The organism is Streptomyces sp. NPDC050264 (assembly GCF_040655895.1).
GTDB lineage: Bacteria > Actinomycetota > Actinomycetes > Streptomycetales > Streptomycetaceae > Streptomyces.
The window spans coordinates 216,790-231,639 of sequence record NZ_JBFAKV010000008.1 but is presented as its reverse complement, the minus strand read 5'-3'; the positions used below and the strand labels follow the sequence as shown (position 1 = coordinate 231,639).

The 14,850-nt window shown below is 68.1% G+C and carries 5 protein-coding genes; 2 read left to right on the top strand and 3 right to left on the bottom strand.

All coding sequences use genetic code 11. From position 1 onward, the window contains the following. The first annotated feature begins 29 nt into the window (after positions 1-29). Positions 30-896 (top strand): helix-turn-helix transcriptional regulator, encoded by an 867-nt coding sequence (locus tag AB0J02_RS17000; RefSeq protein ID WP_363194444.1) that lies wholly within the window; start codon positions 30-32, stop codon positions 894-896. Further along, the gene (locus AB0J02_RS16995) at positions 893-1,096 is read left to right on the top strand and encodes a DUF397 domain-containing protein (protein ID WP_363194443.1); all 204 of its coding nucleotides are present in this window, start codon (positions 893-895) and stop codon (positions 1,094-1,096) included. The genes AB0J02_RS17000 and AB0J02_RS16995 overlap by 4 nt, the downstream gene beginning before the upstream one ends. A gap of 226 nt (positions 1,097-1,322) precedes the next feature. Here AB0J02_RS16995 and AB0J02_RS16990 read toward each other — a convergent pair whose 3' ends face one another. From AB0J02_RS16990 to AB0J02_RS16980, 3 genes are all read right to left on the bottom strand, one after another. Continuing rightward, complete coding sequence (locus AB0J02_RS16990; RefSeq protein ID WP_363194442.1) at positions 1,323-5,399, bottom strand: DNA methyltransferase; 4,077 nt, start codon at positions 5,397-5,399, stop codon at positions 1,323-1,325. Beyond that, on the bottom strand, positions 5,399-8,320 hold the full coding sequence (locus tag AB0J02_RS16985) for a DEAD/DEAH box helicase (RefSeq protein WP_363194441.1): 2,922 nt from the start codon (positions 8,318-8,320) through the stop codon (positions 5,399-5,401). Before AB0J02_RS16985 ends, AB0J02_RS16990 begins: the two co-directional genes overlap by 1 nt. 67 nt (positions 8,321-8,387) lie before the next feature. Continuing rightward, entirely contained in the window at positions 8,388-14,702 is a 6,315-nt protein-coding gene (locus tag AB0J02_RS16980) for a protein kinase (RefSeq protein ID WP_363194440.1), read from the bottom strand. Positions 14,703-14,850 lie beyond the last annotated feature (148 nt).

Genomic DNA, 14,850 nt, shown 5'->3' with positions numbered 1-14,850 from the left:
ATACGCCCATGACCCAGGGAGGGGATGCCGTGACCGAGAAGACGCCGGGCCTACGGAGCCTTGCGCTCGCGCTACGTCGGCTCCGCGAAACCGCCGGGATGTCACGCGAGGACGTGATCGCAGAGGGCCCAGTCAGCAAGAGCACGCTACGGCGCGCTGAGAGCGCCGAGGCCCGGCCCAACCGCAGCACCTTGTATCACCTCCTCACGCGCTACGGGGCCGACCCCGCCACGCGCGCAGAGATCGATGCCCTGTGGGAGGAGGCCGGCAGGCAGGACTTCCTGCGGCCCTTCCACTCCGACCTGCGCCGTGACTACAAGGCGTGGATCGCCTGCGAGGATGTCGCGGCGCAAGTCCGAAGCTACGAGTCCTCGTTCATCCCCGGCCTCGTACAGACCCGCGACTACGCTGCCGCCGTCATCCAAGGTGTGTGGCCGTCCGCGACCAGCACCGACCTCGAACACCACGTACAGGCGCGCATTGAGCGACAGGCAGTTCTTGCAAGGCCCAAGCCGTTGACGCTCAACGCCGTCATCGACCAGGCCGCCCTACGAAGGGCCGTCGGCGGACCGCGTGTCATGGCCGAGCAGATGCGCCACCTGCAAGCGATCGCCGAACAGCCGCACGTCACCCTGCACGTCATCCCCTGGGACGTCGGCGCGCATCCAGGGATGCCCGGCTCCTTCGCACTGGCCACCTTCACCAAAGCCAGCGAACCGGCGGTCGTGTACATCGACGGCATGGCCGGTGACGCACTGCTCGACTCCGAACAAGACGCCGAGCATTACTCCGAAATCTTCGCCGCCCTACAGGCAGCAGCACTCAATACCCGTGACTCGCTCGCTCTCATCGCAGAGGCGGAGCGCGAGTTCAGCCACGAACTGGAGACAGCATGAACAGCCCCGACCTCACCAACGCGGACTGGTTCAAGAGCACCCACAGCAGCGGCCAGGGCGCGTGCATAGAGGTCGCCGCCCTGCCCAACACGATCGCCTCACGCGACAGCAAGGACCTCAACAGCCCCGTACTCCTGTTCAGCCGCGACGGCTGGCGGGAGTTCATAGGAGCGGTCAACCGCCGCGAGTTCCGCGACTGACACCGACTCCCACCAACCGCGCCCCTGCTTCCTCCCGCCGGAGCCGGGGCGCTCGCATGTCCAGCGCGCCCCGTAACCGAGAACCGCGCCCAATGGGAAACGCCTACATCACGGTCGCGGGGCAGGAGCAGACCTACCTCACGGACACACATGACGCCCTGCGGACCCTGATCCGAGACCTCAAGGCCGTCAAGGCGACCACCTCTTGCAACCCGGACCGCCCTCGTCAGGCAGGCTCAGGCTCGGCGGGGTGACGCGGGCCGTGACCGGGCGGCGGAGTGAGCGTGGAGGTGTAGTTCCCGCCGTCCACGAGGGGCGCGGTAAGGCTTACGCCGGCTGCCGCCATGCGGTCGTACTCGGCGAGGACGAGATCCTTAGTGCGGTAGTGGCCGTACTTGGCCTCATCCTTCCGCTTGACAAGCGGGAAGGATTCGAGGATGTAGGACGCGTCCTCGCGGGAGATCTCGTAAAGATGGAAGAAAAGAGCATCCAACTCCGCGCGCATGAGAGTTCGCCTCCCCTCGTCCCAACGGAAAGCATTACCTGTATCGCCAAGGCTACGGGCAAAGGCGAGCATGTCGTTGGCCGTGTAGGACAATTCGAGCACGCGGCACGTGATGAAATCTGAGTGTCGGGACAGGACATCGGGCAGCGGGACTGGCAGTTGCTCGGATGTGCTCTGAGGAACACTCGGCTGAGTGAGGCTATTACGCAGGGTGTAGTCATAGATGAATGAGTTGAAGGCCGCTCCCAGGAGAGGAATTTGATCCACTGTCGGTCCAACAGAAATAATCCACCCATAAGAAGCTGGACCCCATGGGATGATGGCTGAGATCGATGTTCTTTCATCAGTATTTCGCGCCACCCTCCGGTGACCAAGCAGCGCTACAGAATCGCCGACTCCACGCTTTTCCAGACGTTGATTTACAATTGATTCGGAGACCCAGTATTCCGGAAGTACAGTGAAATCCGCATCCCGTAGATCTTGCAGGGACACCTCCCGAGAGCCAACAGAATCTGCATACCGGTGCGTGAATTGATGCCCCATGCGCCCCTCATGTAGCGGCAACATTCGCTCCACCCCTCGGACAAATACGTTTCCACAAAGCTCCCACCCGTCAGCCTCTGCCTCCTTGCGGTCATTAAATAGACCGGAGTCATCAGTCATATCGAAGAGACGCCGGAAATTAATATTCCAGAGATTCCCATCAATCTTTGAGTCATTCCGCAGAACCGGCACGCGACGGTAAATAGACGTAGTCAAGTCGGCGTCACGACGACTTGAAAAGATCGGCAGCGTTCCTGTGTTCGGGTTGATGAGAGCAATCTCCTCAGGGCTGAGAGAAAACACTCTATCCGCATCATCAAGTTCAGTAGGATCGGAAAGGAAAAATGCGAATCGAGCTGCGCGTTCGCGCAGGTCGCGGCCAGACAGTGTGAGCAGGCAGAACCTGTAACTGGCGTGTACCCCCACAAAGAGCGGCTTACGGTTTTCGAAGTCGTACAGCGCCGCGACAACCCCCCGCCGAGTGAAGTCGCTGAACAAGTGCTGCGCGCCCGCGCCCGTCGCGATAGCCGTAGGGAGGATGCACCCGAAGCGGCTCCTGGGCGCGGCGATCGTCGCGAAACGCTCGGCGAAGAGCTGATCAGTCTGGAGCGAGTTGACGCCCTTGACTGTGAGCCCCTTCCCGCACAACGGGAAGGCCCCCGACTGCCCTAGAAACAGGAACGATGACTTCACCCGTCGACGCGCCGCCCGATACCGCTCGCCTTGCTCAGAGTTCTCGTTAGCCCACTGCTCAATCCGCTCCCGCCGAGCGACACCCGAGATCTTCGCAATCGCGGGCTCGACCACACTGAAGTACTCCTGGTCTTTGAAGTCGACCTTGTCCCACGGCGGGTTGCCCACCACACAAGAGAAGCCGCCCGCCCACCCCGTAGCCGGGTCAACGGCGTCGCCCGTCGCCCCGTCAGCCCTCTCCGGGACCGTAAAGACCTCCGGGAACTCCAGATGCCAGTGGAAGAAGCGGTACAGGTCGCACAGCTCGTCGATCTCGTCGTGGGTCGCCTTCGAGGCCGACCGAGCCTTGGGGTCCCGCAGGGCCTGGAACACCTCGTGGGTGACGGGGGCCGGGGCGTCCTTGGTCTTGCGCCACATGAACGCGGCGCACCAGGCGTCGGCGATGTGGCGGGCGTGGACGTACTCCTTCTCGTCCCGCAACTTCTCGTACGCCTCCTGCTGGGCGTGCACCTGCCGCAGGTTGCCCGACGGGGCCGCGATGATCCGGCGGAGGCCCGAGGCGAAGGCGGTGTTGGAGACCTTCGTCTCGACGACCACCTCGAAGAGGCCGCTCTGGCCCTTGCGCTCCTGGTCGTTCTGCTTCTCCAGGAACTTGGCGTACTTCTCGTCGTCGCCCTCGACCGCCTTGAACGCCTTGTTCGGGATGCCGTCGAGCATCAGTGTGGGCGTCGTGCCCACCAGGCCGTTCCCGTGCTTGATGTGCGCGTCCAGGAAGCCCAGCGCCTTTCCCGGCTCCAGGGCCTCCAACCACAGGGACACCTTGGCCAGTTCTACCGCCATCGGGTTGAGGTCCACGCCGTAGACACAGCGGGCGACGACCTCGTGCAGGGCGGCGCGTACGGCGACGGGGGGCGGCTCCGGGTTGCTCTCGCGTACCGCCGCCACCCGCTTGGCGATGCGGCGGGCCGCCGCGACGAGGAAGTGGCCCGAACCGCAGGCCGGGTCGCAGACCGTCAGCGACAGCAGCTCCCGGACGATCGCCTCCGACGAGTCCGGCCCGCCCGCCGCCGTGGCGGCCTGCTCGCCGCGCTTCTGGGCATCGTCTATCACCGGGTCGAGCGTGGAGTCGAGCAGGGTCTCGATGAGCGAGCTGGGGGTGTAGTAGGAGCCGGTCTTCTTGCGGTCGTTGCCGAGCCGGTTGACCAGTTCGAAGGAGCGCTCGGTGGCACTGTGCTTGGGAACCAGCTCCAGCAGGGACTCGTAGATGGAGCCGAGTTCCTCCGAACCCATGTTGCGGTAGTCCACCGGACGCCAGCGCGCGGTCTTCTCGTCGCGCACGCGGGCGAGGTGCCGCACCGCTTCCAGGAGTGAGGCGTTGGACAGGGTGCAGTTACGCAGGGGGGCGTCGGCCGGGCCGTCGTCGAAGAGGCCGCCGAGGCCGGGCAGGCCCAGCTCGGGCCGGCCGTCCTCACGGCCCAGGGCGTCCAGGACGATGCGCAGGGACGCGTACTGGTCGGCGTGCGCGGTGCCCTGGCGACGCAGGGCGTGACGACGCAGGCGGGCGGAGCTGAAGTACTTGGCGTACCGCTTGCGGGCGTCGTCGCTCGCCTTGGGGTCGTGTAGGGCTTCGCGGTCCTCGGCGACGAAGAGGAAGATCATCCGGTAGGCGAGGCGCAGCAGCGCCTTGTGGAAGTGGTCGGCGTCCAGGTTGTCGCGCAGGTCCGTGTTGGCCGGGTGGCGCAGGAAGCCCGTACCGAGGGTGGTGATGGCCCGCTGGACCCCGTCGCGGTGGTGGTCGAGCGCCCGGGTGCCCGAGGCGATCGCCTCCGTACGCCACTGCTCCAGCCAGCACGCGGACGGGGCCCCCGCTTCCCCGATCTCGAAGCGGGAGACGTGCAGCAGCCGGTAGAGCAGGACGAACTCGCTGAACAGCTCGCCGTCGAAGATGGCTTCGAGGTCGAACTCGACGTACGAGGCGGTGGCCAGGGCATTCGAGTCGCGCAGCAGGCGCAGCTGTCGGCCGTTGGTGAGGACGCCCCACAGGTGGGCTTCTCGCCGGTTCAGGCACTCCTGGAGGAGGGAGTGCGGGGGTACGGTGCCCACGCCGCCGGGCCGTTTGTCGAGGAGGGCGTTCCAGGCGGCCATGTGGACGGGCACGTGGTGCCAGCGGTGGCTGATGGGGAAGACGCGGTCCGGGTCGCTGTCGGCGCGGTACTCGCCGGCCGCGACCGTGGTGAGCCGGCCGAAGCCCAGCTCGTTGAAGAGCGGTTCCAGCCACTGGTCGGCGGCGAGGCCGGTCGGGTCGGCGGGCAGGTCGGCCTCGGCGCTGACCGGCAGCTTCTCTCGGAGTTCGCGCCAGACGGCCTTGAGGTAGTCCCAGTGGCGCTCGGCCTCGTCGCGGACGGACCGCCGGGGGCCGATCACGTGGTAGTCGGCGGGGCCGGAACCCGGGACGTCCTTGCCCTCCTTGCTCTCCGAGATGCGGACGAGCATGTCGGCGGGGAGTAGCCCGCCGACGGTGTGGACGGCGGAGAAGACCTGGTTGCGGGTGGTGGCGGACATCAGGCGGCCTCTCCGTCTGCGGTGATCGGGGGCAGGTAGACGTAGACGCCGAGGATGTCGGCGGGCTGCTGGGCGGTCACCTTCAGGCCCTGGACGATTTCGTCGGACGCGCGCCTGACCCGCCGGTGGGACTCGTGCAGCTCTGCGGCGAGTTCTTCGCCGTAAGCCGTCATGTGGGGCTGTACCGCGTCCAGTTGTCCGAGGGTGCGGCGCATCGTCCGTTCCTGGAAGTAGTCGTCCGTGTTCTCGGCGGCCTCAGCGGTGAGCAGGTCCAGGGCCTGTTCCTCGGGGAGCCAGACCGGGTTCTTCGCCGAGCCCTGGTAGGCAAGGAGGCGGGCGTCCTCGGCGACGATCCGGCGTGTGCCCTGCCGGGAGGGCAGGGTGAGGTGGAAGCGGTAGCGGACCAGGAGCAGAGTCGTGGGGACGGTCACGGCCTCCGTGGAGACCACCCCGCAGCGCCGGGCGGGGCGACGGCCCACCGCCTCGGTGTCGAGGGCCGCGTTGAGGACGTGGGCCGCGACCGCTCCGACGACGGGGTCGGTACGGACGAGGGCGGCTTCGCCCCGGGCCACGGCCGCCGTGGTGCGGAACGGGATGGGCCGCCCGGACTCGACCGCCTCGGCGCCCGCGACGGGAGCGAGGGCGTCGCGCAGTCCGGCCGGGACGCCGCTGACCTCGGCGGTGAAGTCGCCCGATCCATCGACGGCTTCGACCACGTGTGCTTCGAGGGCGGTCAGTGCGTGGTGGACGAAGCCGCTCACCTCGTCCGCACGACCCAGGGTGTCGCGGATGGCGGCGACCTCGCGGGCGACTTCCTCCGGGTGGATGGCGCGCTGGGCGAAACGGGAGCGGGAGGTCGTCTCGCGTTCCGCGGCGGAGTTCCACTCGCTCTCCAGCGCGGCGGCCCTGGTGTCCACGGTTTTCAGCGCTTCGACGCCGAACAGCCCTTCCTGCTGCGGCTGCTGGCTGCGCATGAGGAGCCATTCGACGATGGCGTCGGTCACGCCGGAGGACGCCTCGTCGGGGACGGAGACCGAGATACCGAGGTCCTTGCGGATCTGGCGGTGCTTGGCGATGAGGACTTCGAGGACCTTGCCGTCGATGCCGTTGTCGATGCCGTACAGGGTGATGACGCGGACCTTGTCGCGCTTCTGCCCGTACCGGTCCACGCGGCCTTCGCGCTGGTCGTGGCGGGTGGGGTTCCATGCGAGGTCGTAGTGGACGACGGCATCGAAGTGGTGCTGGAGGTTGACGCCTTCGGAGAGGCAGTCGGTGGCGACGAGGACGCGGCGGGCGGCGGGGTCGTCTCCCGCGAGTGTCGCCAGCTCCTCGATGCGGGTGAGGCGCTGCTGCGGGGAGAGGGTGCCGGTGACGGCCTTGACGACCGTCTTGGAGCCGAGCTTCTTCTCCAGGTGCTCGGCGACGTACTCGGCGGTCGGGATGTACCGGCAGAAGACGATCGGGTGGTAGCCGTCCTTCAGGAGCGCCTTGAGATGCCGGACGAGGGCGGCGAGTTTGAGGTCGCCTTCCGGGCCCTCCAGGGCGGCGGCCCGTTCGGCGAGCTCGGCCAGCCGGGCTCCGGCGCCGTCGGTCTCCGCGCCGGGAGCCGCGTCCAGGCCCTCCAGGGCGTCGCTGTCGGCGGAGTCACGGGTCAGCGGGGCGGCAAGCCGGTCGGCCTCCTCGGCGCTGGCGGCGACGGCCGCGGCCGAGCGGGTCGAGAGGGTCTGGGAGGCGGCCCGGGGCGAGGAGACCAGGGAGCGCAGCAGGGCGATCGCGGACCACCAGGCGATACGCGCCTCGCGCCGCCCCTGTTCACCCGCCGCCTGGACGCGCTCGCTCGCGTAGGCGATGGCGTCGTCGAGCAGCGCCCGGTAGGCCGGGGACAGCTTGTACTTCTCGTCCTTGGACTCACGGTCGGAGGGGAACGCGGTCTCCTCGGCCAGACTGTTGTCGGCGAGCCCGCTCTCCTTGGTGAGGTACTGGCGTACGTCGGCACGCTTGCGCTGCACGAAGTGCTGGGCGAGGAGCCGTCGTCCGCGGTCCGTCTCCAGGTCCACGTCGACCAGCTCCGGACGCACCAAGCCGAGAAGATTGCGGAAGCCGGACTCCTTGCCGCTGTGCGGGGTCGCGGTGACCAGCAGCAGGTGTCGTTCGGTGTCCTCCGCGACGCGCCGCAGCAGCTCGTAGCGGAGCTGGTTCTGGGTCGAGACGGTGTCGTCGGCGGCGACGCAGGTGTGGGCCTCGTCGACGATGACGAGGTCGGGACAGTGCCGTACGAAGTCGTCCCGGTGCCGGGTGGACTTGATGTAGTCCGTGGAGACGATGACGTGCGGGTACCGGTCGAACAGCGACTGTCCGAGGTCCAAGCCGCGTTCGAGGCGGGAGACCGTGGAGGCGAGGACGAGTTCGGCGTCGATGCCGAACTTGGTCCGCAGCTCCTCCTGCCACTGCTCGGCCAGGGCGGGCGAACAGAGCACGGCCAGGCCCTTCGCCTCGCCCTGGGCCAGGAGCTCCTTCGCGATCAGGCCCGCCTCGATGGTCTTGCCGATACCGACGTCGTCGGAGATCAGCATCCGTACGGTCTGCTGCCGCAGAGCCATCAGGAGAGGCACGAGCTGGTAGGCGCGGGGCTCCACGGCGATGCCGGCGAGGGAGCGGAACGGTCCGGCGCCGGAGCGGAAGCCGATCCGCAGGGAGGAACGCAGCAGGCCGGCCGCCCGCTGATCACCGAGGTCGGCCGGGGACGGGGGCGCGAACTGAGCGTCCTCCACCTGCTCGAACGCGGGGAAGACGGCCGAGATGTCGTCGTCGGAGCCGCCCAGGGGACGCAGCACCAGCAGGTCGGGCTCGCTGTCGGGAAGGACGACCCATTCGCGGCCACGGGCGGTGACCAGGGAGCCGGGGGTGTAGGTGTGCGTCATCGGGGCTTCCTCGCGGAGGTGTCAGCCGGTTCCACGGCCGGGCGGGGCGGACGGTGCGGGCGGGCCGTCATGAGGACGGGCCGAGGCCGAAGTAACGAGTGTGCTCGGCGGCGATGGCATCCCAGTCGCTGCCTTGCGGGAAGCGGATGACGTCCCACCGGGCGAGGTACAGCCGCTCCTCGGCGTCCTCGTCTCGCGCCGCGTCTTCCTCGGCGTCCGCGCCGCCGAGGAAGACGGCGAGGTTGACCCCGGGCATCCGGTAGACGAAGTCGGGGCGGGCGTCAGCCTCGGGGACCATGGTCCCCACCTCGTCGGGCAGCCGGAGGCCATGCTCCCTGAGCCAGGTCAGGAACTCCGCCTCCACCGAAGTGCGCTGGGAGGTCTGGTCTGCGGCTGAGCCGGGAGCGGACGCCGCCACCAGCCTGCGGTGCTGATCCGTGGTCGTCTCGCCGCGCTTCTCGCTCGTCACCTCGGCAGAGGCAAGCCGCAGCAGGAGGGCGGTGACCGAATGGCGGTTGATCACTCCATGGTGGAGCTGATTGCCGTAGGTCAGCAGGCACTCGTAGCAGCCTCGCGCACAGGGCCGGTCGGGGTGCGGGCCCTTCTCGTCCTCGCCGTCCTCGTCGAAGTGGCAGACGGCGAGAGCCTGCCCGGCCGCCTTGGCCAGAGCCCGCGGTTCGGCCTGGAGTCGCCGCAGGACGCCCGCGCCTCCCTCGGCGGCCTCGGTGAACAGCAGCCGGTCGCGCGGTCCGTCGGCCGGCGGCAGCAGCTCGCTGGTCAGCTCGGAGTCCTCCAGCTCGAAGGCCGTCTCGATGCCGCGCTCCAGGGCGTACATCAACGTCAGGGCGACCGGTTCGGGCAGCGGCTCGTCAAGGGTGACGACGAGGATGTTGCGGCGGTCCTCCACGAACGGGATCACCCGCTTCTTGCGGCGCTTCTCCTTGCCGTCCTCGTCGATGACAGGCAACTCTCCGGAGTCGCCGGAGGCGTCGGACGCGTCCCGCTCGTTCATCCACCGCCCGTCGGCGGGGTCGAGCCAGTAGCCGGGCGGCTCGTTGTCCTTGGCGCGCAGCCTCCCGACGTTGGTGATGCGGACGGTGGCGGAGTCGCCGTAGGTGAGCGTGGCGAGCGGGCTGGCGGCGTCCGCGACCCGGGCGTCCTGCCGCCCCCTGCGCGTGCCGTGCCGCCTGAAGCGGTACGACGTCTCCAGCCGGAAACCGGCCCGGCGGCGCTCCTCCTCGTCGGAGGAGATGCGCTCCCGGCGCTGGGTGTAGACGGTGTGCAGGTGCAGCAGACCGTAGGTGGGCGCACCCAACTGCTCGTTGCACATCTCGCACTTGTCCCGGCGCTGCTCGGGTTCGTCGAGGTAGCCGCAGTGGGCGCAGCGGCGGGCCTCGCTGGTGGAGATGTCGCCGGAGGAATCGGGCGGCAACTGGATACGGGTGACCTGGTAGCGGGCGCCCTCGTGGTAGATGAGGGCGCCGGGACCGAACTCGCGGATCGCGAGGAAGCGGGGCCTCTGGAGGTAGTCCCCGTCGCCCTGACGACCGCCCCGAATGGGAATGAAAGCGGCCAGTGGCAGCCTGGGAAAGGAGTAGCCGGGCAGGAAGCCCTCGGACGCCAGGTAGCGGTAGGGGTTGAAGTCGGACAGGATGGATCGGTTGTCCGGGCTCTCGTTCTTGAGCAGGTTGAGCTGGGTCTCGGCCTGCGTGCGGCGCCGGAAAGCCTGCCGCCGGTCGCCCTCGGTCAGAGTGTGGTCGAGGACCCGCTTGTTCTGGATGTACTGGTCGACGAGGGCCGCCTTGTACAGGTCGCGCCAGCGGTCGAAGGCCCGGTCGAAGTTACGCGGCGTCTTGTGCACGGCGTCCTCGATCCACCGCTCGTCCCACCAGGTGGTCTCACCGAACTGGGGGAGCAGCGGGCCGAGGATGCGCCGGGCGGCGGCCACGGTGCGGTCCTGCGCACCGGGGTCGTGGGAGGCGGCCCGGATGTCGTCGCGGAGGGCGAGGCCAGGAGCCGGGCTGCCGGAGGTCTCGCCGTGGGCGATGTCGAGGATCTGCGGGACGGCCCGCCCCAGCGTGAGTCCGGCCTCGGCGAGCCAGATGCCCTGGAGGTGCGAGCGGACCAGGTCCTCGTTGGCCAGGTCCAGGCGCGGCGGGGCCACGGCACCGGCCACCATGCGGGCGGAGCGGCGGAAGTAGTACTGGTCGTGGCTGTTGCCGGTGGCGCAGTAGGTGGTGACCAGGGCGGGCTGGCCGCTGCGCCCGGCACGGCCGCTGCGCTGGGCGTAGTTGGCCGGAGTGGGAGGGACGTTGCGCATCATGACGGCGTTGAGCGAGGAGATGTCGACGCCCAGCTCCATCGTCGGGGAACAGTAGAGCAGCTTGAGCTCGGCCTTGCTGAAGGCATCCTCCCGCTTCCGCCGGTCCTCGGGGTCGACCTGCGCGGTGTGCTCGCGCGCGAACAGGCCGGACAGGCCGTCGGCCGTTTCGCGGTAGAGCTGCCGGAAGAAGGCGTTGACGCGCGGGCCGTCACCACTGGCGTACGTACGGGTGAGGGGATCGTGAGCGCCGGTCTCGCCCTTGCCGGCCCGCCAGATGATGGAGGCGGCCGACACCCGGTAGCCGGTGGCGGTCGTCGACGGCCTGCGGAAGCGCCCGGCCTTCTGTGGGGCCACGGACACCTCGGTCACGAGGCCGGCCTTCCTGAGGACCTTCAGCAGATCCTCTATGACTGTCTGGAGATCGGTGTTGTCCAGGCCCTCGCGGAAGCCGCGATGTGTGCGGCGCAGGTACTTCCCGTACTTGCCGCGCGCGGACAGGAACAGTCCCGCGCGGTCCATCCCGGGCTTCGAGGACTGGGGGTAGGCAGTGGCGACCTTGGGGGTGTCGCTCTTGGAGAGCACCCACGGGTCGACCAGCCTCTCCTCGCTGGCGCTCTGGAGCGAGTCGAAGTCGTCACGGAAGTACTGCACGTCGATGGCGAGCGACCGGCGCATCTCGTCGAGCAGCGCCTTCATGATCTCGGCACGCAAGGAGGCGTCGGCCTCACGCAAGGAGGGGTGCGCCTGCTCCCAGCGCTCCTGGCGTTCGGCGACCCACTGGAGGTCGGCGTAGTCGATCTCCAAGAGCCCTGTCTGCTCCAGGTTCGGCATGGTGACGCGCCAGCCGCGCTCCAGGTCGAGGTAGAGCCGGAAGGCGATCACATCCCGCAGGGTTCTGGCCGCGGCGGCGGCCAGCCGTGGTGGCAGGTCGGACTCGCCCGTGTACACGACGGGCTCCAGGGCGAGGGCGTTGGAGACCCGCGAGGTCAGCTCTTCATGCGGGATACCGTCCGGGCCCGCGTCGACGGCAGCGCGGTACAGCGCCCCTCGCAATTCGGTGATCTGGACGAAGTCGTTGAAGTGGCCGGCCTGGAGGGAGGCGTCCTGCCGGTTGTCGACGAACGTGAGGAGCTTGCGTGCCGCCTTGGGGAGCGCCGCCTCCGGCACGCTGTCCAGCGAGCGCACGATGGATGCGGAGATCAGCGAGGTCGCCGAGGAGCGGCCTTCCTGGTCCAAGGTGGCGAGCTTGGCGAAGTCCTTCCCGCGGGTCTGCTCGTAGGAGACCGAGCAGTGCAGGCAGAACAGGAACGGGGCGGGGATGAACGCCGCATGCAGTTCGCCCTTGGACTCGCTTCCGTGCGGATCGACGGTGACCGCCCGCGGGAGCCGGTCCCGGTAGGACTTCTTGACGACCTCCTGGCCCCTGTCGTCGATCTCCAGCCAGGACTCGGGCAGCCGCCGGTCGGCGATGGCCTCTTCCGGGGTGTGGGGCCAGGGAGGGGTGTGCGGGTAACGGTCCGTGTCGAGGTAGAGGTAGCCGTCGCCGGCTCTGCCTCCCGTGGCAGCGGTGTCGCGGCGCGGCTCGTAGCGGACCTCCCCGTCCTTCTCCGTGCGCCACACGGTGAGGTACTCCTGACCGCACTCACGGCAGAAAGCGAGTGGCATCAGGACATGTCCGTCGGTGCCCGGCCGGACCCGCTGGTAGTCACGGGTGGGGTAGCGGTCGGCCTTGTTCTCCAGGGTGACGTAGACGGTGTCGCCCTTGGACAGGAACTGGTGCAGCCTGAAAGCGAACAAGGGGCGTTCGGTGACTGGATGGTACGCCTGCGAGCCCGCCTCCAGCGTGGCCCGAAGGGCATCCGCGCACTGCTTCTCCGGCACCCCGCTCTGCCCCGCAAGTTCGGCGGCAGCCTCCTCGATCTTCCGGGGTTTCTGGCGCACGAGCTGCCCCGTGGCCTCGTCGGTGCCGAGGCCGAAGTACGTCTCGATCCAGCGCGCGAGAGGATCGATTTTGAGGTCGGCATAGGCACGCGGGGCGGCGATGTCCGTAAGACGCTCGGCGGGGACGACGGTCGGGGTCTCGCCGGTGGCGCGGACCAGGGTCTCGCCGATGATGTGCTCGAGGCCGACCTTCGTGCCGAAGAGCTTGGTCGCCATGTCGGCCACCTCGTTCTTCTGTTCCTCCAGGCTGCCTTCGGTCGACATCGTCGCGGAGGTGCCGATGCACTGCACGCCGTCTGCGCGGCAGGCGTCGCGCACCCGGCGGATCAGGAAGGCAACGTCCGCGCCCTGCCGGCCCCGGTAGGTGTGCAGTTCGTCGAAGACGAGGAACTGCAGTCCCTCGGCCATGGCCACGAGACTGTCGCGGTCGTCGGGCCGGGTGAGCATCAGCTCCAGCATCACGTAGTTGGTGAGCAGGATGTCCGGCGGGTTCTTGCGGATCTTCCTGCGGGTCTCGTCGTCCTCCTGGCCCGTGTAGCGGGCGAAGGTAACCGGCTCGTTGCCAGCGCCGTAACCATTGCGCAGGTACTTCTCCAGCTCCTTGAGCTGGCTGTTGGCGAGGGCGTTCATCGGGTAGACGATGATGGCCCGCACTCGCTTGGGCGCGTCGGGACCGGCCTGCTGCCGCTCTTTTAGGACCCGGTCGACGATCGGGACCATGTAGGCAAGGGACTTACCGGAACCGGTGCCGGTGGTCAGGACGTAGGAGACGCCGGCTGCCGCCGCGTCGATCGCCGCACGCTGGTGACGGTGCAGAGTGAGCGAGCGGCCGTCGCACACGGTGGCGTTCTCGGACTTCCTCGCCTGGAAGATCTTCGCGCACTCATCGTGCAGGACCTTCTGCGCGGCGAGTTCCGCGACCGTTCCGGCGGAAGCGAAGAAGGGGTTGAGCGACAGCCAGGGGTTGGGCCACTGCGACTTGTCGTCGAGGTCCTTCTTCACGAAGTCCTTGATGCGCTCGTCGCGGATCACGGTGCCGCCCTCGGTGAACGAGCGGTAGTCCTTGATGAGCTGCTCGTGCACACCGAAGACGTCCATGCCGGAGCCGGACAGAGAACGCTTCGCGGGCTCCGGTGCCGCAGGGTCGGAAGGTCGGTGCTCGGTGACCGAAGCACCCTCGTCGGCCGACCGCTGCAGCCACTTCACCGGGTCGAAAACTTGCCAGGCAGGAAGAGTGCTGCCCTCCGCCACAAAGGGAAGCAGCGCGTCGCGGACGGCGACCGCGTCGGCCGGACGGTCGGCAGGGTTTTTCGCAAGGAGGCGGTCCACAAGGCGGGCCAGCGCCTCCGGCACATCCGAACGGAGCAAACGCACCGGCGTCGGCTCCTGATTGACGTGCTTGTCACGGAAATCGAAGGCTGTGTTGCCCATGAAGGGCGGGTTCCCCAGGAGCATCTCGTGCAGCATGCACCCAAGGGCGTACAGATCGGCGGCTTGGGTGACGAGGCTGCCCTCGAACTGTTCCGGCGCCATGTAGCGGGCCGTGCCGACCGTCACTCCTGTGCTGGTCAGCTTGGTGCCGTCGGGATCGTCGACAATCCGGCCGATACCGAAGTCGAGGACTTTTACGGCGCCGCCACGGGTGAGCATCACGTTGCGGGGCTTGAGGTCCCGGTGGACCACGCCGGCAACGTGAGCGGCGGCCAGGGCGTCCGCCATCTGTGCCCCGAGGGCGGCGGCCCAGGGCACCGGAAGCTGCCCTTCCTCCGCCACGAGGTCGGCGAGCGGATGCCCGTCCAAGAATTCCATGACCAGAAAGGGAAGGTCGCCGTTGGTCTCGTCCACCCCACCGTCAATCGTGCGGGGCAGGTTGGGGTGGCTCAGCAGATGCATGATGCGCACCTCGCGCGCGAAACGCTCCACCGCCTTGGGGTCGGTGCGGGTCTCCACCAGCGTGCCCGAGCGGCGGCGGCGGATGAGCTTGAGGGCGACGACGCGGTCGGGAGAGTCCTCGGCCTCATCCAGGTCCTCGGCGCGGTGAACCTCACCCATGTTTCCCGAGTCGACATAGCTCAGCAGGCGGAACCGCCCTGCGACCGTCTCGGAACCTTCGCTCATGCTTCTGCCTCCCCGTGCGGCCCCGCCGAGAGGGCACGCGTTTTCCCCATATGGCGGGCGCGCTCATCGTGACAGACGAGAACACCCACAGAAGAACGTACACGGGATTCGGAATTCAAACAACTGCCAATGCGTTGACATCGTCAAC